At 60.6% G+C, this 19,762-nt stretch carries 19 protein-coding genes, 1 tRNA gene and 2 pseudogenes; 15 read left to right on the top strand and 7 right to left on the bottom strand.

The genetic code is table 11. The annotated features are described in order from the left end of the window. Positions 1-19 precede the first annotated feature (19 nt). Positions 20-1,039, top strand: a complete 1,020-nt coding sequence (ilvC, locus tag ABID16_RS02670) for a ketol-acid reductoisomerase (RefSeq protein ID WP_354554804.1) — start codon at positions 20-22, stop codon at positions 1,037-1,039. 161 nt (positions 1,040-1,200) lie between these two features. Here the strand turns inward: ilvC and ABID16_RS02675 are convergent, their stop codons facing one another. Together ABID16_RS02675 and ABID16_RS02680 are read right to left on the bottom strand one after the other, a co-directional pair. Beyond that, positions 1,201-1,965 (bottom strand): GNAT family N-acetyltransferase, encoded by a 765-nt coding sequence (locus ABID16_RS02675; protein WP_354554805.1) that lies wholly within the window; start codon positions 1,963-1,965, stop codon positions 1,201-1,203. Between the two features lie 152 nt (positions 1,966-2,117). Further along, positions 2,118-3,650, bottom strand: a complete 1,533-nt coding sequence (locus ABID16_RS02680) for a hypothetical protein (RefSeq protein WP_354554806.1) — start codon at positions 3,648-3,650, stop codon at positions 2,118-2,120. A gap of 185 nt (positions 3,651-3,835) precedes the next feature. Between ABID16_RS02680 and ABID16_RS02685 the strand changes: the two genes are divergently transcribed. From ABID16_RS02685 to ABID16_RS02705, 5 genes are all read left to right on the top strand, one after another. Beyond that, the gene (locus tag ABID16_RS02685; protein ID WP_354554807.1) at positions 3,836-5,056 is read left to right on the top strand and encodes an aminotransferase-like domain-containing protein; all 1,221 of its coding nucleotides are present in this window, start codon (positions 3,836-3,838) and stop codon (positions 5,054-5,056) included. Between the two features lie 131 nt (positions 5,057-5,187). Next, the gene (locus ABID16_RS02690; RefSeq protein ID WP_354554808.1) at positions 5,188-6,372 is read left to right on the top strand and encodes an acyltransferase family protein; all 1,185 of its coding nucleotides are present in this window, start codon (positions 5,188-5,190) and stop codon (positions 6,370-6,372) included. 50 nt (positions 6,373-6,422) lie between these two features. After that, positions 6,423-7,538, top strand: coding sequence for an endonuclease/exonuclease/phosphatase family protein (locus ABID16_RS02695; protein WP_354554809.1), 1,116 nt, complete (start codon positions 6,423-6,425; stop codon positions 7,536-7,538). After that, on the top strand, positions 7,535-8,290 hold the full coding sequence (locus tag ABID16_RS02700) for an NUDIX hydrolase (protein ID WP_354554810.1): 756 nt from the start codon (positions 7,535-7,537) through the stop codon (positions 8,288-8,290). Before ABID16_RS02695 ends, ABID16_RS02700 begins: the two co-directional genes overlap by 4 nt. A gap of 12 nt (positions 8,291-8,302) precedes the next feature. Then, complete coding sequence (locus ABID16_RS02705) at positions 8,303-9,214, top strand: PhzF family phenazine biosynthesis protein (RefSeq protein WP_354554811.1); 912 nt, start codon at positions 8,303-8,305, stop codon at positions 9,212-9,214. 83 nt (positions 9,215-9,297) lie between these two features. On the opposite strand, the gene ABID16_RS02710 is transcribed toward ABID16_RS02705, so the two are convergent. The 3 genes from ABID16_RS02710 to ABID16_RS02720 form a co-directional block, all read right to left on the bottom strand. Further along, positions 9,298-10,074 carry a molybdopterin-dependent oxidoreductase gene (locus ABID16_RS02710; protein ID WP_354554812.1) on the bottom strand — a complete coding sequence of 259 codons (777 nt, stop codon included), beginning with the start codon at positions 10,072-10,074 and terminating at the stop codon, positions 9,298-9,300. Next, positions 10,071-10,667, bottom strand: coding sequence for a cytochrome b/b6 domain-containing protein (locus ABID16_RS02715; protein ID WP_354554813.1), 597 nt, complete (start codon positions 10,665-10,667; stop codon positions 10,071-10,073). Before ABID16_RS02715 ends, ABID16_RS02710 begins: the two co-directional genes overlap by 4 nt. A 64-nt stretch (positions 10,668-10,731) precedes the next feature. After that, on the bottom strand, positions 10,732-11,286 hold the full coding sequence (locus ABID16_RS02720) for a fasciclin domain-containing protein (RefSeq protein ID WP_354554814.1): 555 nt from the start codon (positions 11,284-11,286) through the stop codon (positions 10,732-10,734). Positions 11,287-11,623: 337 nt separating this feature from the next. Between ABID16_RS02720 and ABID16_RS02725 the strand changes: the two genes are divergently transcribed. Continuing rightward, positions 11,624-12,157, top strand: coding sequence for a sigma-70 family RNA polymerase sigma factor (locus ABID16_RS02725; protein ID WP_354554815.1), 534 nt, complete (start codon positions 11,624-11,626; stop codon positions 12,155-12,157). Then, a complete protein-coding gene (locus tag ABID16_RS02730) occupies positions 12,154-12,708 on the top strand; it encodes a cupin domain-containing protein (protein WP_354554816.1) in 555 nt (184 codons plus the stop codon). Before ABID16_RS02725 ends, ABID16_RS02730 begins: the two co-directional genes overlap by 4 nt. 57 nt (positions 12,709-12,765) lie before the next feature. On the opposite strand, the pseudogene ABID16_RS02735 reads toward ABID16_RS02730, so the two are convergent. Further along, positions 12,766-12,891, bottom strand: a pseudogene (locus ABID16_RS02735) (ABC transporter permease subunit); the annotation flags it as partial. Positions 12,892-12,894: 3 nt separating this feature from the next. Between ABID16_RS02735 and ABID16_RS02740 the strand changes: the two are divergent. Together ABID16_RS02740 and ABID16_RS02745 are read left to right on the top strand one after the other, a co-directional pair. After that, positions 12,895-13,221, top strand: a pseudogene (locus ABID16_RS02740) (LLM class flavin-dependent oxidoreductase); the annotation flags it as partial. A 60-nt stretch (positions 13,222-13,281) separates the two neighbouring features. Then, on the top strand, positions 13,282-13,611 hold the full coding sequence (locus tag ABID16_RS02745; protein WP_354555881.1) for a DUF3088 family protein: 330 nt from the start codon (positions 13,282-13,284) through the stop codon (positions 13,609-13,611). A 101-nt stretch (positions 13,612-13,712) separates the two neighbouring features. On the opposite strand, the gene ABID16_RS02750 is transcribed toward ABID16_RS02745, so the two are convergent. After that, a tRNA-Lys gene (locus ABID16_RS02750) sits at positions 13,713-13,788 on the bottom strand. 237 nt (positions 13,789-14,025) lie between these two features. Here ABID16_RS02750 and ABID16_RS02755 point away from each other — a divergent pair. The 5 genes from ABID16_RS02755 to ABID16_RS02775 all read left to right on the top strand — a co-directional run bounded on the left by ABID16_RS02755 (position 14,026) and on the right by ABID16_RS02775 (position 19,697). After that, a complete protein-coding gene (locus ABID16_RS02755) occupies positions 14,026-14,586 on the top strand; it encodes a DUF924 family protein (RefSeq protein WP_354554817.1) in 561 nt (186 codons plus the stop codon). 49 nt (positions 14,587-14,635) lie between these two features. After that, positions 14,636-17,233 carry a mechanosensitive ion channel family protein gene (locus ABID16_RS02760; RefSeq protein WP_354554818.1) on the top strand — a complete coding sequence of 866 codons (2,598 nt, stop codon included), beginning with the start codon at positions 14,636-14,638 and terminating at the stop codon, positions 17,231-17,233. 100 nt (positions 17,234-17,333) lie between these two features. Then, positions 17,334-17,603 (top strand): hypothetical protein, encoded by a 270-nt coding sequence (locus ABID16_RS02765; RefSeq protein WP_354554819.1) that lies wholly within the window; start codon positions 17,334-17,336, stop codon positions 17,601-17,603. A 55-nt stretch (positions 17,604-17,658) separates the two neighbouring features. Further along, positions 17,659-19,512 (top strand): DNA helicase RecQ, encoded by a 1,854-nt coding sequence (gene recQ, locus ABID16_RS02770; protein ID WP_354554820.1) that lies wholly within the window; start codon positions 17,659-17,661, stop codon positions 19,510-19,512. A 2-nt stretch (positions 19,513-19,514) separates the two neighbouring features. Further along, positions 19,515-19,697 carry a hypothetical protein gene (locus tag ABID16_RS02775; protein WP_354554821.1) on the top strand — a complete coding sequence of 61 codons (183 nt, stop codon included), beginning with the start codon at positions 19,515-19,517 and terminating at the stop codon, positions 19,695-19,697. Positions 19,698-19,762: the final 65 nt, after the last annotated feature.

Consider the following 19,762-nt stretch of genomic DNA (forward strand, 5'->3'; position numbering starts at 1 on the left):
TCAAGGGAAGGAACCAGACATGCGCGTTTATTACGATCGGGATGCCGATCTCAACCTCATCAAGTCCAAGAAAGTTGTCATCGTCGGTTACGGTTCGCAGGGCCGCGCCCATGCGCTGAACCTGAAGGATTCCGGCGCTCAGAATGTCGCAATCGCGCTCAAGGCCGGCTCGCCGACGGCAGCCAAGGCTGAAGCGGATGGCTTCAAGGTCATGACGGTGGCCGAAGCTGCTGCCTGGGCCGACCTTCTCATGATGGCAACGCCGGACGAACTGCAGGCCGGTATCTACAAGGCCGACATCGCGCCGAACATCCGCGACGGTGCAGCGATTGCCTTCGCGCACGGCCTCAACGTTCACTTCGGCCTCATCGAGCCGAAGAAGACCGTCGATGTCGTCATGATCGCACCGAAGGGCCCCGGCCACACGGTTCGCGGCGAATACCAGAAGGGCGGCGGCGTGCCGTGCCTGGTTGCCGTTCACCACAATGCTTCGGGCAATGCGCTTGAACTCGCACTCTCCTACGCATGCGGCGTCGGCGGCGGCCGTTCGGGCATCATCGAAACCAACTTCCGCGAAGAATGCGAAACCGACCTCTTCGGCGAACAGGTCGTGCTGTGCGGCGGTCTCGTCGAACTGATCCGCGCCGGCTTCGAAACTCTGACCGAAGCTGGTTACGCTCCGGAAATGGCCTATTTCGAGTGCCTGCACGAAGTGAAGCTCATCGTCGACCTGATCTATGAAGGCGGCATCGCCAACATGAACTACTCGATCTCCAACACGGCCGAGTGGGGCGAATACGCCACGGGTCCGCGCATCATCACGGCTGAAACGAAGGCCGAAATGAAGCGCGTCCTCAAGGACATCCAGTCCGGCAAGTTCACCTCCGAGTGGATGCAGGAATGGCATTCGGGCGCTGCCCGCTTCAAGGCAACCCGCCGCCTCAACGACGAGCATCCGATCGAACAAGTCGGCGAAAAGCTCCGCGCCATGATGCCCTGGATCGGCAAGAACAAGCTGGTCGACAAGGCTCGCAACTAACATTGGCTTGCCGATCCCGGTCATCTTGATTGCACGCCTTCGGCGATGCGGGGATCGGCAAGAACAAGCTGGCCGACAAGGCCCGCAACTAAGAGGCTTGCCGATCCCGGTCATCTGGGCGCACGCCTTCGGCGATGCGGGGATCGGCAAGAACAATTGTATTACCAAGGCGGTGCTTCGGCGCCGCCTTGTTTGTTTTCGGGGACCAGTTGCATGACAGTGAAGGCTTGCCTGATCGTGAAGCCGAGCCGTTCGTAGACCCTTATGGCGTTGGTATTCCGGGCTCGGACGTGAAGGAACGGTTGCTCGCCGCGTCCCCGTATGATGTTGATGACTTTTGCGCTCAGGTGCATTGCCAGACCCAGGCCGCGAAAATCAGGATGGGTGCAAACGCCAGACATCTCGCCGTAGCCCGCAAAGCGCATGCGTTGACCTGCCATGGCGGCCAGACGTCCGTCGATGCGAATACCGTAAAACTGACCGAGCGTGTGGGTGCGTGCGGCAAAGGGGCCGGGCGCAGTCAGTTTGGCAAGGGCCAGCATTTCCGCTGCGTCTTCATCTCGAAGAGCGACGATTTCGCTGGGACCTGGGCCTGAATCTGGCAAATCCGTGCTGCCAGTTGCAATCATCTGGACGGCATCGGCCGTCATTTCCACCCTGCAACCTTGGGGAACAGGAGGCTTGCCCGCCTGCAGGAGAACGAGCGTTTGCCGCGCTGCGACAAGGCGTGCGAGGTCGGCGAGCGCCTCCGGCGTGTCGTTGCAAACGGCAGCGAGCGGGCCAATTTCGGCAGGATAGGCGCGCGCGCGGTCCGTGCCGATCGAGAGGCCCATTTGCGGACCTGAGAGAGCTGCCCATATCGGGCGATCAAGAGGCGTTTCCGTTGCGGGTGCCAAATCTTCCACTGCCACTGTGAAATCGTCCATCGTCAGCGTCTCCTCGTGGGACGATAAGGAGCCCGCCATGCTTTGCAACGGAGATATTTGCGTATTCGCATTTGAGCGTTACCGGGCGTGTGCTCAGGCTGCATCAACTCTGATTTTGCCGGGAAACTTTGTGCAGTTTCTATGGGGCGAGATCAGCGTTTGCATCGAGGGGGATCGCCGGACACCTCAAAGACCGCTGCATCGGATCTGAAGATGTGAGTCTGGATGGTGCAGCCGTCGATCTGGGGGAAGCGGCGCAGTAGTTCCGCCTGCAAGACCGGTTCCGGCCGCTTGCCCGCAAACTGGTTGTCGGCCCAGAAATAATCGGGGCAGGCGGGATCGCGCGGGGCTACAGGCATTGTGTCGAGCGGACCGACGGTCATGTGCCATCGGTCTGCCAGATAGGCGTAGGCCATGGTGTAATTCGCCTCGACATTGGCGGTTCCATCCTGAAGCGTGGCCCGCATGGGGACTATGCGGGCGCCGGGGCAGGCCTTCTGCCTCTCGGCAACAAAACTTGCCGCTTCGTTCCATTGTGGTTCGCGCGCTGCCTCCAGTGCAGTCTGCACGATCGCGGCCATGCAGGCGAGGAGGAAGAGCGCCCGCATGAGAGCGTGAATGCTCACGGTTTTGGCAGTCACGGCGGCCATTCCGGCCACGACGATCATGCAGACGGGGATGAGATAGCGTCCCGTCAGTGCTCCGGTGACAGCCGTGTAGGCGAAAATGATGGCTGCTGCGGCGATCAATGAGGCGGCGAGGACGGCGGCGTAGCGATCGTCTGCCCTGTTGTTCTCTCTGGAGATGACGCGGAGGCCGAGCGCGCCGAGCCAGGCGAGGCTCATGATCGTGCTCTGGGCGACGGGCGACAGAACGGATTGCATGAGTATTCCGAGCGCTGCGACGGGCGTCGTCTTGAGCCAGAAGTCCTTGGAGATCGAAGACAGATAGGTCCATTGCAGGAGAGTCGTCGCCGCCAGCGGCAGGCAGCAGATAAAGCCGCTGAGGAAATGGGCAACGAACAGCCGGCGGTCGCCGCGCACCAGTGCCCCGATGGCGAACGTGCCCACCAGGGCAATGGCCAGCAGGGCAAAGACGAAATGAAGGTTCAGGCAGAAAAACAGGCTTGTCACCTGTCCCGACCAGACGAAGACTCGATTTTGACCGTCCAGCGGTTCTTCGGATTGCCGGTCCAGCCGCTTGAGGCAGACCAGCAGGACGATGAAGGCGGCAAAGCCTGCGAAATAGGACCGAAACTCGGCAAACACAGCCAGGAACTGGACAAGCGCTACGGCCGCCGGCAGAAATGTCGCCAGAAACGGCCCCTCCTTGCGGTTCAGCCGCCAGAAGGCAACCAGAAATATGGCTGATGCAAAGAGCGGTATCAGGTTGAGCATGCGCCCCGCCTCGAGCGTGCGTGGCAGGCCGAGATTGCCTGCGCCCCAGGCGAGGAACGAAAAGAGCGGCGGATGAACGTCGAGCGCCCATTTTGTCTCGAAGGCCGCACGAAGGTCTACCGAAGGGTCGGCGAAATAGCGGCTCCAGAATTCGTCGAACCAGGGGCCGAGGTTCCAGGCGCCATAGAGAAGCGCGCCAAGAGCAACCAGTGGAAAGGCCGCCAGAAGCGCCCGAGCGGTTTGCGGTAAGGGCGGCAGGTTGGACAATGTGCGCAAGCGATCGGACATCTGACTGAGCGGTGTTGGCCCTTCATGGAAGGGCGGGGCAGGGGCATTGGCGACGGGTCGGCCTGAGATTAGGTTCACAGTCTTAAGATTCGCTAAGGCCGACTATTTAAATAGGTCAGCATTGTTGACATAAACTGCGCATCATGGTTACCTTGGTGCATAACAAATCGACGGGATGAACCACCATGGAATGGGAAAAGATCTTCGCTTCACGCGCGAGCCGCATGAAGGCGTCCGAAATCCGCGAGCTTTTGAAACTCCTCGAGCAGCCCGACATCATTTCCTTTGCCGGCGGCATTCCCGATGCGGCCCTGTTTCCGGCGGAAGAGTTTTCCAAGGCCTATGCCGAGGTTCTGACCGGGCCGGACGCGGTGCCGGCGCTGCAATATTCGGTTTCCGAAGGCTACAAGCCGCTGCGGGAATGGCTGGTCGGCGAGATGGGCAAGCTGGGCATTCCCTGCGCGCCGGACAATATCTTCATCGTCTCGGGCTCCCAGCAGGGTCTCGACTACATCGGCAAGGTCTTGCTGTCGCCGAAGGATACGGCGCTCGTCACCTGGCCGACGTATATGGGTGCGCTCGGCGCGTTCAACGCCTATGAGCCTAACTACGACAAGCTCGACCCGATGACCAATCGAGAGCCTTCGACCTATGCGGAGAAGGCGGCGCAGGGCGGCGGTCGCGTCAAGTTCGCCTACTGCGTACCGGAATTCTCAAACCCGTCGGGTGAAACGATCCCGCGCGCGGGCCGCGAGAACATTCTGAACCTCGCTGAAGCATTGGACATTGCGGTCGTCGAAGATGCGGCCTATCAGCAGCTTCGCTACAGCGGCGAGACGGTCAAGCCGATCCTTGCGCTCGACATCGAGCGCAATGGCGGCGATATCGACAAGACGCGCACGCTCTATTGCGGCTCCTTCTCCAAGACGCTCGCACCCGGCCTTCGCCTCGGTTACATCGTTGCCGCGCAGGACGTCATTCGCAAGCTCGTCCTGGTCAAGCAGGCCTCCGACCTGCATTCCTCGACGGTCAACCAGGTCGTCATGGGCAAGGTCGCGCATAAGATCTTCGACGCCCAGGTCGAGAAGATCCGCAAGACCTATAGCCACCGCCGCGACCGCATGCTGGAAGCGATGACGAAATACATGCCGGTTGGCGTCGAATGGACGAAGCCAGAAGGCGGGATGTTCGTGTGGGTCACGTTGCCCAAGGGCTTCGACGGTGCTTCGCTGCTGGCGAAAGCGGTTCGCGACCATCGTATCGCCTTCGTGCCGGGCAAGGCTTTCCATGCGGACGGAACGGGCGAGAACACGATCCGTCTGTCGTTCTCCTGCGCTTCGGATGACGCTATCGAGACCGGCATTTCCCGGCTTGGCACACTTATCAAGAGTGAAATGGCGGGTTAACCACTTCCGCTCATCAAATTTCAACGCGCATAGCGTTAGAGTTTGCCCCAAGGCGAGCGGCGTCCGGCCGCTCCAATAAGAATGTCACGAGGCTCAATGAGGGCTCTCGTGCAGCCAAGGGGCGAACAGGGATGCGGTTGACGGCTTTGGATGGATGGCGCGGGGTTCTCGCGCTTTTTGTCGTACTTGCCCATTTTCCGGGGCATGTGATCCTGATGGATACGAGCTTCTACGAGGGCGGCTCCGCAATCGTTGACGTCTTTTTCCTGTTCAGCGGCTTCGTGATCGTCTCGAATTACGAGACCAAGCTTGCCAACGGCTATGGCGCCGGGCGCTTCCTGCTGGAACGGCTCGGACGCATCTATCCCATCCACTTCGTCATGCTGATGATGTTCCTTCTGTTCGAGCTGCTGCTCGTCTATGCGGGCCACAAGTCCGGCTATGTCGATCGTCCGCCGTTCTCGGGTGGCAACACGGTTCCCTCCTTCTGGTCCAACCTGTTTCTGGTTCACAGCCTCGGGCTTCATGATGTCGCAGGCTGGAACTATCCGAGCTGGAGCCTCTCGACGGAGTGGGCGACCTATATACTGTTTGCCCTGTCTCTGCTGCTTCCGGGGAAGCGCTTCCTGCCATTCGCGGTGATCGGCTTCATGGTTGCCCCGGTGCTGCTCGCGAGCCTCTCGCCCTATCCGATGCATGAGACCTATCATTATGGCATCCTGCGCTCGATCTACGGCTTCTGCGGCGGCGCGCTGACCTATTACGTCTATGCCCGGATCAAATCCGCACAGCTTGAGGATAAGCTTTCGGTCCCGGTCTGGACGGTGCTGGAGATCGCTGCTGCATCCCTGATCTTCGTGCTACCGTTCACCGTCGGAACGACGCCCTATGCGGTTGTCATGACGCTGGCCTTCACGCCGTTCATTCTGATCTTCGCCCTTCAGAAGGGTGGGCTGTCGCGGCTTCTCAGCCACAAGGCCATTGTCTATCTCGGCACGATTTCGCTGTCGATCTACATGATCCACGCCTTCATCCTGCTGCGGGTGGTCAATGTGGCCGAGTTGATCCAGAAGCTGACGGGCATGCCGCTGGTCGAAACGCAAATATTCCGCGGGCTGCCGACCAAACTTGTCGTGATGGATCCGCTTTACATGAACATCCTGGCCTTTGCGGTCATGGGTTTCGTCGTCCTGGTCAGCCATTTCACCTACCGTTATATCGAGGTTCCGGCGGAGAAGAAGGTTCGCCAGTGGACGAAGGCACGAGCACAGGCCCGCGCTGAACAAAAGCCGGTTCCGGCTCCAGCGGCGCTTTGAAAACGCGCCGCCATTGGCTACCTTGCCGAAGAATCGGCAAGGGTTAAGCGATGAGCGTCAGGCTTGGAACTTTCAATATTGAGAACCTGCTCTCGCGGTTCGATTTCAGTGGCTTTCGCAATGAACTCCGGCAGGATAGGGCGCTACGGCTCTTCGACATCCGCAGCGAAGCCGAGTTCCAGCGGCTGGAAGAAGCGCGGCTGATAGCCTCCACCGACGACACGCGCCAGCTGACAGCGCTTGCGATTGCGGACATGGATGCCGATATCCTCTGCCTGCAGGAGGTTGATAATATCGAGGCACTCAAGGCTTTCGAATACGGCTATCTCTACCGCATGATCGGCGAGGGCTACCGGCAGAAATATCTGATGGAAGGCAATGATTCACGCGGCATCGACGTGGCGCTGATGATGCGCGACACGACACGCTCCGGCGCTCCCATCGAGCTCACCGACATCAGGAGCCACGCGCGGCTGGCCTACGCCGATCTCGATCTCTTCACGCCCGAACTTGCCGCACTCGACTACAAGCCGCAGGACCGTATCTTCAAGCGCGATTGTCTGGAGGCGGATCTCAAGATCGGCGGCGTGCCATTCACGGTCTATGTCGTGCATTTCAAGTCGATGAATGGCGGGCGTAACGGGCTCGACGGGCGCGCATCCTCTGTGCCCGTTCGGCATGCCGAGGCGCTCGCGGTGCGCGAGATCGTGTCGCGACGCTTCGGCGCCGGACCGGGCAACCGCGCCAATTACGCGATCTGCGGAGACATGAACGATTATGGCGAAAAGCTCGAGGTCGCGGGCGACAAGCGCAGGGGCTTCACATTCACGCCTGTCCGGGAGCCGGGAAGCGTCGTGGATATTCTTTCCGCTGACGGGCTTGTCGAGAACGTCGTGGCGCGGCGGCCCGTGGACGATCGCTGGACGCATTTTCACCAGCGCGGGCCGGCGGAACGACACCTGAGCCAACTCGACTATATCTGGCTGTCGCCGCATCTGGCCGAACTCAACGGGACAAGCGTTCCCGAGATCATCCGGGCCGGGCAACCCTATCGCACCATTTTTCCGCCGGGGCAGGCGGTGGAGCGCTATCCGCGCGTCGGCTGGGACCGGCCGAAATCCTCCGACCATTGTCCGGTCGTCATCGAACTGGATGTGCTGGCATGAAGACATCGATGCAGGATTTTGTCTGGCCGGAAGAGGGGACGCTGTTTGATCTCTCCGGCTACAACATCAGTGTCGCCGCCGGGCCGCATCCGCTCTACCATCAGAAGCGCGAAGAGATCGAGGCGAACTGGCTTGACGAACATGAAGCCAATCCGGCGCTTTTCAACGGCGAAATGCTGATCCACCGCGATATTCGCATTGATGCGGCCGGCCGGCTGGTCGCCACGGGCCATTTGACGCCGTTTGCCACCATGCTCTGGTGGCGCAAGCAGCAGGAGCGGCCTGTCGCCGAGCATCTCTTTCCGATCGCCGTGCCGATCACCCGCGACGGCGCAATCCTTGCCATCGAGATGTCGGCGAAGACGGCGAATGCCGGGCGCATCTATTGCGCGGCCGGTTCGCTCGACGCCCATGACGTTGTCGATGGCAAGGTCGATCTGGACGCCAACATGCTGCGGGAAGTGGCCGAAGAGACGGGCATCGATCTTTCCGCGGCGACGCCCGTCGGCGGCTATCTCGGTGTGCGGGTGATGCGTGCCGTCACACTGTTCAGGATATTCCGTCTGCCCTATGACGCAGAGGAAGCCTGTGCGCTGGTACGGCACCATATGGAGACCGACCACGAGCAGGAAATTGCCGGTCCCGTGATCATTCGCGACAAAAGCCGGGAGGGGCGAAATTATCCCGCCTTCATGCCGCCGATAATCGATAGGATTTTCTCAAGCGACTCGCCGATCAACGGCATCTTGTAAGGAGACTGGAACATGGCGCGCCCCTATGTGCTCTACGACGTGTTCACCGAGGAGCGGCTGAAAGGCAATCCGCTCGCGGTTGTTCTGGAGGCCGAGGGCCTTTCTGACGAGGCAATGCAGGCCATTGCGGCCGAGTTCAACCTGTCTGAAACTGTCTTCGTCTTTGCCTCTGAAAATCCCGCGCACACGGCGCGGCTCAGGATTTTCACACCCGGCCGCGAACTGCCCTTTGCTGGCCATCCGACAGTCGGGACGGCGATTGCGCTGGCCGAGCGGGCAGGGATGGGCCAGGCGATCGATCAGGTCTGCGTGCTGGAAGAGAAGGTCGGGCCCGTGCGTTGCGCCGTGCGTCTTGCCGAGACGGGTGCCTCCTTTGCCGAATTCGATCTGCCGACCAAGTCCACGCATTACAAGCTCGAGAACGCGCTGGAGCGGCAGGGGATTGCAGATGCCCTGTCCATCAGCGTGAAGCATGTCGGCTTCGAGAACCACTATCCGAGCGTATGGTCGGCGGGCGTGCCGTTTCTCTTCGTTCCGGTGAAGGATGCGGCGACCTTGGGAGAAGTGGATTTCGATCCGGCGCTCTGGGAGCGCGTCGCTCCCTTCACCGGCGGACACCTCGTTTCGGCCTACGTCTATTGCCGCAGCGTCAACGGCACCCACTTCCAGGCCCGGATGTTTTCGCCCGACATGGGCATTGCCGAAGATCCGGCAACGGGGGCCGCAGCGGCGGGTCTTTCCGGCGTCATCCACGCAAATGACAAGCTGCCGGACGGGCATCATGCCTTTGTGATCGCGCAAGGGGTGGAGATGGGACGCGCCTCGAAGATCCACCTGCACATGGATGTGACGGCGGGGGAAATTTCGCGTGCGCGGATCGGCGGGCAGGCCGTTCGCGTCGCCTCGGGTGTGCTGGAACTCTAGGGTCGCCAGACCGGAAGGTCCGCCAGCGCAACCGGCCGACCTTTTTGCGGGGGAGAGGCGAGTGGTTCTCGCATGCCTGTCTACTACAGGCCGCTGAACCAGTTGTACCCATAGGTTTCCCAATAGCCTCCGGTATAGTCGTTCCCGATCTCGATCTCGCCGATATGCTTCGGGTTCTTGAACCCAAGCTTGGTCGGGATCCTGAGCTTCAGCGGGAAACCGTGTTCGCGCGGCAGCGCCCCGCCGTCGAAGCCGAGGGTCAGCTGCGTCTGCGGATGCAGGGCGGAGGCCATGTCAATGCTGGTGACATAGCGATCGTCGCAGCGGAAGGTGACATATTTGGCCGACATATCCGCCCCGACAGCCTTCAGGAAATCGGAAAAGCGGATGCCGGTGAACTTGCCGATCGCGCTCCAGCCCTCGATGCAGATGTGGCGCGTGATCTGGGTGAATTGCGGCAGCCGCTGAAGATCGGCGAACTTCCAGTCATCCGTCTTCTCGACGCTTCCGCTGACATTGAGCGCCCATTCGTCGAGATTGATGTCCGGAGCCTTATCCGGTGTGTTCGGGACATAGAAGCTGTTGAACGGAAATGGCCGCGTGATCGCGCTTTCGGGATATTCGCGTGCCAGGCGCTGCGGATTGAACAGCCAGGCCTGAACGCGATCATTGAAGTCCGACATGTTCGACAGCATGCTTTCGGCTGAAACGCCATCCACGACATCGCAGCCGCTCAGCATCGTCAGCGTGCCAAGACCGAGCGCGTTGCGCAGGAAGTTTCGGCGGCTCCACGGACTGACACGCTTTGCCGCTTCGTCGAGGATGATATGGGTGTCCGGGTGAAAAATTCGCTTTGTCATGGTCGGCCCCTGAGAATGGCGAGCAGCGAGCGTGGTACGAGAAGTGCCATGGTGACATGGACAAGGATGAACAGAGCGATCCCCGACATGGCAAGGAAATGCAGCACGCGGACTGTGTCGAAATCCCCCAGAAGCCGCGCCAGGAACTGGAACTGGACCGGCTTCCACAGTGCAAGCCCGGTGATGATCGCACCGACGATGGCGACGAGAACTGCCGCATACATAGCCTTCTGCACGCCATTGTACTGACTGAGATCGACATGGCTCAAACGGCCGGTCAGTGCGGCTCGCCCGTCATCAATAATGTCCCGGATCCGGATCGGCAGCAGCTTGGCGCGGTAGCGTCCAGACGCGAGGCCATAGCCGATCATCAGAATTGCATTGGCTGCGAGCAGCCACATGGCCGCAAAATGCAGCCGCAGCGCACCAATAAATCCTCCGCCAAGGGTCAGGGCAGGCGGAAAACTGAAGTCGAAAATCGGGCTGGCATTGTAGATGGCCCAGCCGCTGAGGATCATCACGAGGATTGCCACCGCGTTGATCCAATGCGTGATCCGGACAAAAAGCGGATGAATGACGCGCGGCGTCCCCATGGCGATCTCCCCATAAGAAAAATGGTGCGGGCAGATGCCCGCACCGAATTCCTGCCGAATGGTGTTACTTCGGCAGCAGGACCTTATCGATCACATGGATGACGCCGTTCGACTGGTTCACGTCGGCGATGGTGATCATGCCGATGCCGCCATTGGCGTCCTCGACTTCAAGCTTGCGGCCCTTTTCTACGATCGTGAGCTTCTCGCCCTGAACGGTCGTCAGCGTGGTCTTGCCGCCATGCTCCTTGGCATCCTTCATCAGCTCTTCGGCCGAATGCTTGCCCGCAACGACGTGATAGGTCAGCACAGCCGTCAGCTTGGCCTTGTTTTCCGGCTTCAGCAGCGTATCGACCGTGCCGGCCGGCAGCTTTTCGAATGCAGCATTGACCGGAGCGAAGACCGTGAACGGACCGGGGGTCATCAGCGTATCGACCAGACCGGCAGCCTTTACGGCGGCGACCAGCGTCGTGTGGTCCTTGGAATTCACAGCATTCTCGACGATGTTCTTGTTTTCGTACATCGGCGCACCGCCAACATCCGGGTTTGCAAAAGCAACGCCGGCGGAAAGCGTCATGACTGCAGCGATTGACGAAAGGGAAATATTACGGAAAAATGACATTATAGTCTCCACGAGCGGTTAGTTTGTTTTTAATTCGGTTCTTGAAGGAGATTTTTATATAAAATCCATCAGCCTTCATGGAGATATACGGGGGTTCGATCCGAAAGTTTCAAAGCCGCGCGATTTTTTTTGAAAATTTTCCGATTGGATATTAGGGGTGCCTCGCGTGCCGCTTGCAAAAGAGGTCGCCCAGATTTCCCATTTTTGACAATTTACAATTGTGCACGCGGATCGGAACAGGCGTTGCCTCTTTCGTTCGTGCCTTGCCATAGATGCGCCACCAACTCTGGCTGGGCCACGTGTCATGGAAATTGTTCAAGAAAAAAAGCCGGCCACGATGAACGGGTCAGATCTCGACTCCTGTCTTGCCGATGTGGCAACGGGAGACCGTGCGGCCTTCCGGCAGCTCTACAAGCTGACAGCATCGCGACTGAACGGGGTGCTCCGCCCCATGATTTCCAACAGGGCACGCCGGGAGGAAATCCTGCAGGAAGCCTTTGTGAAGATCTGGCAGAACGCCGCGCGCTTCGATCCGCAAAGGGGCAGCGCTATGATGTGGATGGCAACCGTGACCCGTCGCCTTGCCATTGACGAATTGCGTCGTGCAAGCCCGCTCATTCAGTCACTTGATGACGACGAGGCCCTGAAGAATTCGCTGGCCGCAGACGTGCCGCAGCTGGAACCACTCGGAGCCGACCAGCTTGAGGGCTGTCTGAAATTGTTGCGATCCGAATATCGGGACGCGGTCGTATTGGCGTATCTGAAAGGTTTGACGTATGATCAGCTGGCGCTCAGCCTGAACAGGCCGCTGGGCACGGTCAAAACCTGGGTCCACCGCGGCATTATCGATCTGAGGGAATGCATGGGATGATCAACACCGACGACGATGCGAAGCTTGTGACCGCGCGTGATTATGCCATCGGCCTTCTGTCCGGCGGCGAATATTCCCACGCCGGAGCGGTCATGGAGCGCGACAGGGTCTTCGCGGCAGAGGTTTCCCGCACCGAAGAGATGCTGGCAACGCTCGCCCTGAAACTGCCGGCCGAGGATGTCGCGGACGATTTCTTCAGCCGGCTCGAAGCGCGCATCGACGCAGTTGAGGCCGAAGCGCCGCAATGCTTTGTGTCGCGAGCCGAGGAGGGGATCTGGGTCGACCTGTCGCCGGGCGCGCGCATCAAGGTGCTGCACACCATTCCCGCCATCCGACGCCAGACATATCTGCTTGAGCTTGAGCCCGGCGCTGTGGCCGACAACCACACCCATGACGATGACGAGGAATGCTACGTCATTTCGGGCGACATCTGGTTTGGCGAGACGCAATTGCGCATCGGCGATTACCATCTGGCCCGAAAGGGATCGACGCATGGAACCGTGAGGTCGACCTCCGGATGTCTTTGCGTCATCATAGCCGCACTCGATTGAGCGGCGGCGGCGCGGGCCGCTTGCGCTGAAAAACCATCATCTCTTGTTCCGCACCCCGCCGATGCCAAAGGCGATCCGGATGCCCGTCAGGATTTCCGGGAGCGCATTCGGAAGAACCACCTGCAAGAACAGCTGAAGGCGGTTCGCGCCCAGCGACCGGGCAGCATTGACGCGTTCGAGCGATACCGCACGGCCGCCGGCCGCGTCATCGTGCCGACGGATGGCGCAGGTGCTGCGGCCCGGCAGAAAGATGCCGCCTTTGCAGCAGCGCGCCACGCGCGAACACTGGCACCGCAAGGCGAACGCCGGACACCATTTGCTCCCGACCTCGTCGGCAGCTCCGATCAGATTTTCGAGAGCCTTCTGAACGACCCGATTCTGCCGCTCGTCAGCGAACTGCGTCTGGAACTTCCCTACGATCTGGAGGAGGAGGACTATGTGCAGATCCTCGACGATTTCGCCGGAAAGGTCGCACCCGAGCTCGGCTGGCGCAGTGCAGCGCTAGCCGCCTGAGTTTCTTCAGTTCAAAGACCGTGTCCAATTCTGAGGCGTTCCACGTCCCGTGATCTTCTCATTCTTATCCAGCCCGGATTTCCCGATGACAAGCTGTCTGACGACAGGCTCTACTACTGCCCCCATTGCAACCTGCTGGAAGGGCTTCTGGCAAGTTTTCCTGAACTGAAGGACCGCCTCGATGTGCTCCGCGTTCCCTTCGCTCGTCCTCGTCCGGCGATCTTCGAAAGGATCGGTGAGGAGAATCAGGGTTTGCCTGTCCTCATCTTCGCTGACGCGGCGGCCGCGCCGGCAGATGCAGGAGAACTCAAAGGCACACGCTTCATCGGTGACGCCAAGCGCATCGCCGGGCTTCTGGCCGATCGCTACGGCATACCCTCTTCGCACTGAGGGCGTTGAGCCGGCGCGAGGCGTGCGATTTCATCATTCGAAACACGCTCATTCAGCGTACGAACTCATCAGCGGAATATTTTAAAATCATTGAAGAATTTTGGTGGGTGATCACGGGCTCGAACCGTGGACCCGCTGATTAAGAGTCAGCTGCTCTACCAACTGAGCTAATCACCCACACACCCGAGAGCGGCGCTGCCGTCTCGGTGAGGGGCCGTATAAACAGGTTCATTCTGGTTGGCAAGCGCCGTTTCGATATTTTTTCCGGCTCTTTTACATTTTCCTCGGCAAAGTCCTGAAAATGCATAAGGTTTTGGGTGAGAAGAACACAAAATACACGGATTTTCCCGTGAGGGCTTTTCAGGGATGGGATGAGGCCCGACTTAGAGGGTTCGGCAACGGAGGAAGATTGACATGCCCGAGAGTGATCGGATCGCTTCGCCGCAAGAGGTATTGGCATTCTGGTTCGAGGAATTGACCGACCGCGACTGGTATAATTCCACGCCGGCACTCGACCAGCAGATCCTGCGCCGGTTTCGGGCCACGCATCTGGCGCTTGCCCGGTCTGTCGAGCCTGGGTGGCGCGCTGATCCGGCATCGCGCCTCGCTGCGGTCATCGTCCTCGACCAGCTGCCTCGCAACATGTTTCGCGCCACACCTTTGGCCTTTGCGACAGACGGACTTGCGCGGCGCGAGGCGCGGCTGGCGATCGCGGAAGGGGCGGACCGGCTCGTGCATGGGCGGCAACGGCCGTTTTTCTACCTGCCTTTCGAGCATTCGGAGCAAATTGAGGACCAGGAATATTCTGTAAGTCTGTTTTCCGATCTTCCCGACGCCAATCTTCTGGACTATGCCGTGCGGCATCGCGATATCGTCGCACGCTTCGGCCGCTTCCCGCATCGAAACCAGTTCGTTGGGCGGGACTCGACGGAGGAGGAGATTGAATTCCTCAAGCTGCCCGGCAGCAGCTTCTGACATAGCGACGGTTTGAAAATTTGTTTTTTGAGATGCAAGCTTGGTATCGATGACCTCTGGAACTGCTTCACGACCCTTTGCCGCCCTTCTGGCGGCGGCGCTGATCGCCTTCGGCACCCTGACGGCTGCGCTGGCGCAAAACCCGCAGCCTGCAGCGGCGCCTGCCGCGCAGCAGACCGACGCGGTGGCGGCTCCTGAGCCGAGCCCGGTCGAGGTCGCGCGCAAGCAGTTGAGCGATGCCGGCAACACGCTGAAAGCGCTGACGGACCAGGTCGATGACAAGGCGGATGACGATCAGCAGCTTGCCGATCTGAAGCTCAAGGTCGATGGGCTGACGAAGGCGATCCTCGACGTTTCGGTGTCGTTCAATCCGCGCCTGACACAGATCCGGGAGCGGCTGGCGGCGCTGGGCGATCCGCCGGCAGCGGGGACGGCGGAAGATCCGGCCGTCAAGGCCGAGCGCGAGAAGCTGAACGCCGAGCGCGCCACCATCAATTCGGTGACGGGCGATGCGGAAAACCTCTCCATCGCCTCGCGCAAGCTCTCCAACCAGATTACCGAAGATCGGCGGACACTCTTCACCAACACGCTCCTGAAGAAGACGGACGTCAATCTGGATACGCTTTCCGAGGCGGCACGCGCATTCGGCGAGGAGAAGACCACGTTCGTCCAGTCGGTGTCGAGCTGGTTCCGTTTCGTCTGGAATTTCAAGTTCTACCAGTTGATGAGCGCGCTGTTCTTCTCGGTGCTCGCGGCGCTGGTCATCGTCATGTTTTCCTATCGCCTGCTGTCGCCGCTCGTCCGGCGCAACACTGGCGTTGAAAATCCGGCCTATCTGAGCCGGCTTTCGGTGGCCTTCTGGTCGACGATCCTGCCGACGGTGGCGCTGTTCGTCTTCGACGTGTTCAGCCTGTTCCTGCTCGACAATTTCAATGTGCTGCGCGCCGACATCGCGCCGATCCTCGGGGCCTTCATGGGGCTCGTGCTGGCGATCTTCTTCGTCTACCGGCTGACCACGGCGGTTCTGGCACCGCTGGAGCCGAACTGGCGGCTTGCCCATGTGACCGACCGGGGGGCGCGGCTCTTGACGATGACGATCGTGGCGCTCGCCGTCGTGATCAGCTTCGACTTCTTCCTGAGCGCCGTGAGCAAGGTGCTCGGGGCTGACATCGTCCTGACCGTGGTGAAGAGCTATTTCTCCTCGATCATTGCGGGCGCCATGATGTTTGCCATGTCCTTCATCAGGCCCATCCGCCCGGACGATGGTTCCGAGGAAGGCAAGGCGTGGCCACGCATCGTTCGCTTTCCGCTCGCCATTGCCGGTCTGGCACTCATTGCCTGCGCGCTTCTCGGTTATGTGGGTCTCGCGCGGTTTGCCGCCACGCAGATCGTCATGGCTGGCGCGGTCGTCGTCACGACTTTCCTTGGGCTTCTCTCCGGCCGCGCCATCATCAAGCCGGGCGCGTTTGGCGATACGGTTTTCGGCCGTTACTGCCAGCGTCGCTTCAAGCTGGAGGAAATGACGCTCGACCAGATCGGGCTTGCCGTCGGTTTCGCCTTCTACGGCATCGCGATCGTCATCGGCGTGCCGCTGCTGCTGGTTCAATGGGGCTTCCAGCTGACGGAAATCTGGATCTGGGTGTCGCAGATCTTCACTGAAATCTCGATCGGCAAGTTCCATTTCTCGATCATCGGGCTGCTCGCCGGCGTCGCCTTCTTCTTTGCAGGCCTCTGGATCACCCGGTGGCTGCAGGGCTGGCTGGACGGGAACGTGCTGGCGCGCTCGAAGCTCGACAGCGGGGTGCGCAACTCGGTCAAAACCGGCTTCGGCTATGTGGGGATAGCGATTGCCGCGCTGTTCGGCGTGTCGGCGGCGGGCATCGACCTTTCCAGCCTCGCGCTCGTGGCCGGTGCTCTCTCGCTCGGTATCGGTTTCGGCCTGCAGAACATCGTGTCGAACTTCGTATCGGGCCTCATCCTGCTCGTCGAGCGCCCATTCAAGGTGGGCGACTGGGTGGTGACGGGCACGACGGAAGGTTTCGTGCGGCGCATTTCTGTGCGCGCCACCGAAATCGAGACGTTCCAGCATCTGTCGATCATCGTGCCGAACTCCGAGCTCATCAACGCCTCGGTCGGTAACTGGACCCACAAGAACCGTCTCGGCCGCGTCGAAATTGCCGTTGGCGTCAGCTACGGCTCCGATCCGCGCCGCGTCATGGAAATCCTGCTGGAGATCGCGCAGGCGCAGGAGAATGTGCTGAAAATTCCGGAACCCGTTGTCGCCTTCCAGGGCTTCGGCGAATCCGCGCTCAATTTCGAGATCCGGGTGCATCTGGCCGACGTACTCGACGGCCTGAAGGTGCGCAACAATATCCGTCTGGCGATCTTCGAGCGCTTCAAGGAAGAGGGAATCGAGTTCCCGTTCCCGCAGCGCGAGCTGCATCTGAAGATCGAGGACGGCGTGACCTCGATCCTGCGCGACGCGATTTCACAGCGCGGGAAGTTTCAGGGAAATCCGGACAAGGTCTTCACCAACATGGGCGGGCTGGGGCACCGGCATGAAGACGATGACGGCAGCCATCATGACGATGACGGCGACGGAGATGGCGAGGGCCACAGCGGCGGGGGTGGTTCCCACGGCAACTGAGGCTGAACGCCGCATTCAGGTCGCATTCAGCCAAAAAGGGCGATAGTCTGTTCTCAAGAGGGCGGCTTTGGGCCTGTCCTCTGTTTGAGAGGAGGCGCTCATGAAGATCCTGACGATCGCACTTGTTGCCACTGCATCTCTCGCCGGCGTGATGCCGGCCGCCGCCGCCGACATTACCAATGGCGACAAAAAGGCGGTCGTTATCGAAGTCGTGGAAAACGGCAGCCGCTCCAAGGTGCCGCTGCCGCCCGGCGCAACGGAAAGCATCTGCCCCTCGGGCTGCTTCATCACGGCACCCAATGGCGACCGTGTCGGTCTCAGTGGCGGGGAGACCGTGAAAATTTCCGGTGGAGCGGTCATCGTGAACTGAGGGCGATGGCTATCAGCCCTAGTCGCTTTGCTGCCTCTGCTGCTATGGAAGGGGTATGACACGCGACATTTCCGAACAGACTAGAGCACCTGCCGGCGCAAGAGACCCGCTTTCCATCCTGAAGCGGGTCTATGGCTATCCAGCCTTTCGTGGCAGTCAGGCCGAGGTCGTCTCGACCGTCGTTTCGGGCGGCGATGCCGTCGTTCTGTTTCCAACAGGGGCGGGCAAGTCGCTCTGCTACCAGATCCCGGCCATTTGCCGCGAGGGCGTGGGCATCGTCGTCTCGCCGCTGATTGCGTTGATGCGCGATCAGGTCGAGGCGCTGAAGCAGCTTGGCGTGCCGGCTGCGGCGCTCAACTCATCCCTGAGCGGTGATGAGTATTCGGCCGTGCGGCGGGCGTTGTCCCGAGGCGAACTCGATCTTCTCTATGTCGCGCCGGAACGCGCCGCAACGCCCGGCTTTGCCGACATGACGCGCGGCGTGAAGATCGCGCTCTTCGCCATCGACGAGGCGCATTGTGTCTCGCAATGGGGGCATGATTTCCGCCCTGAATACCGCGAACTTGGCAAGCTTGCCGAACTCTATCCCGGCGTGCCGCGCATGGCGCTCACTGCCACCGCCGATCCGCATACGCGCGAGGACATTATCGAGCGGCTGGGGCTTGAGAAGGCGGAGGTTTTCACCTCGTCCTTCGACCGTCCGAACATCGCCTATGAGATCGTCGAGCGTGACCAGCCGCGCCAGCAATTGCTGCGCTTCCTCTCCCGCCATGAGGGCGAGAGCGGCATCGTCTATTGCCTCTCGCGCGCCAAGGTCGAGGACACAGCGGAATGGCTGAACACGCAAGGTGTCAATGCGCTTGGTTATCACGCCGGCATGGACCGCGCGGTGCGCGACGCCAACCAGGATGCGTTCCTGAAGGAGGAAGGGCTTTGCCTCGTCGCAACCGTCGCCTTCGGCATGGGCATCGACAAGCCGAATGTGCGCTATGTCGCCCATCTCGATCTGCCGGGCTCAGTCGAGGCTTATTATCAGGAGACGGGGCGCGCGGGGCGCGACGGCCTGCCGTCGGAAGTCTGGATGGCCTATGGCATGGCCGATGTCATCCAGCGCGGGCGGATGATCGATGAAGGCGGCGCTGCTGACGAGATCAAGCGCGTGGAGCGCGCCAAGCTTAACGCGCTGCTCGCCATCTGCGAAACGCCCGGTTGCCGGCGGCAGGCGATCCTTGCCCATTTCGGCGAGGCGCATGCCGGTCATTGCGGCAATTGCGACACCTGCCTGAAGCCGGTCGAGACCTGGGACGGGACGGAAGCCGCGATCAAGGCGCTGGCCGCCATCTATCGCACGGGTGAGCGCTTCGGCGCCGGGCATCTGGTCGATGTGCTGATGGGCGTCGAAAACGAGCGGACGCTGCGCTTCGGGCACACCGAAATGCCGGTCTTCGGCGCGGGCAAGGATATTCCCGCCAAGACATGGCAATCCGTCTACCGCCAGCTGCTCGCCGCCGGCCTCGTCCGTATCGATCACGCGGCCTTCGGTGCGCTGAAGCTGGAGCCCGAGGCCCGCTCCGTCTTCAAGCGTGAGCGGCAGGTGCTCTTCCGCAAGGACCGTCCGGGCAAGGGCAAGTCCGCCAGGGGCGCGTCGCCCGCGGCCGCCAAGGCGCGGGCAGCACTGCCCGAAGCGGACATGGGTCTCTTCGAGGAACTCCGCGCCACGCGGATGGCGATCGCCAAATCCCTCTCCGTGCCGCCCTATGTGGTGTTTCCGGATACGACACTGACCGCGATGGCGGCGGAACGGCCGACGACGGACGAGGCGCTGCTGGCGATCTCGGGCGTGGGGCAGGCGAAGCTGGAGCGGTATGGGGAGGCGTTTTTGAAGGTGATCAGGGGGTATGGGGGGTGAGTATGAATCGCGATGATTTTCGTAATTCTCAAAACCGTGAAACTTTGCAGGAACCCTGGCTGCGAAGGGAAGTTGCCCCTGCCTATGACGCGCATAAGGCAAATTCTGATCGCGCGATCCCACTTGAGGACGCCTGGAAACGTTTCGAAGCCAGAATGGATGAAATCGACCGCGAGGATAGTTGACAGTGCGCTTCAAAGTTCGTCCGTCATAGGACACCGAGCCTGACATCCACAGTGGGATCATTGCG

This window comes from Limnomicrobium aquaticum (assembly GCF_040545545.1).
Classification (GTDB): Bacteria; Pseudomonadota; Alphaproteobacteria; order Rhizobiales; family Rhizobiaceae; genus Ensifer_A; species Ensifer_A aquaticum.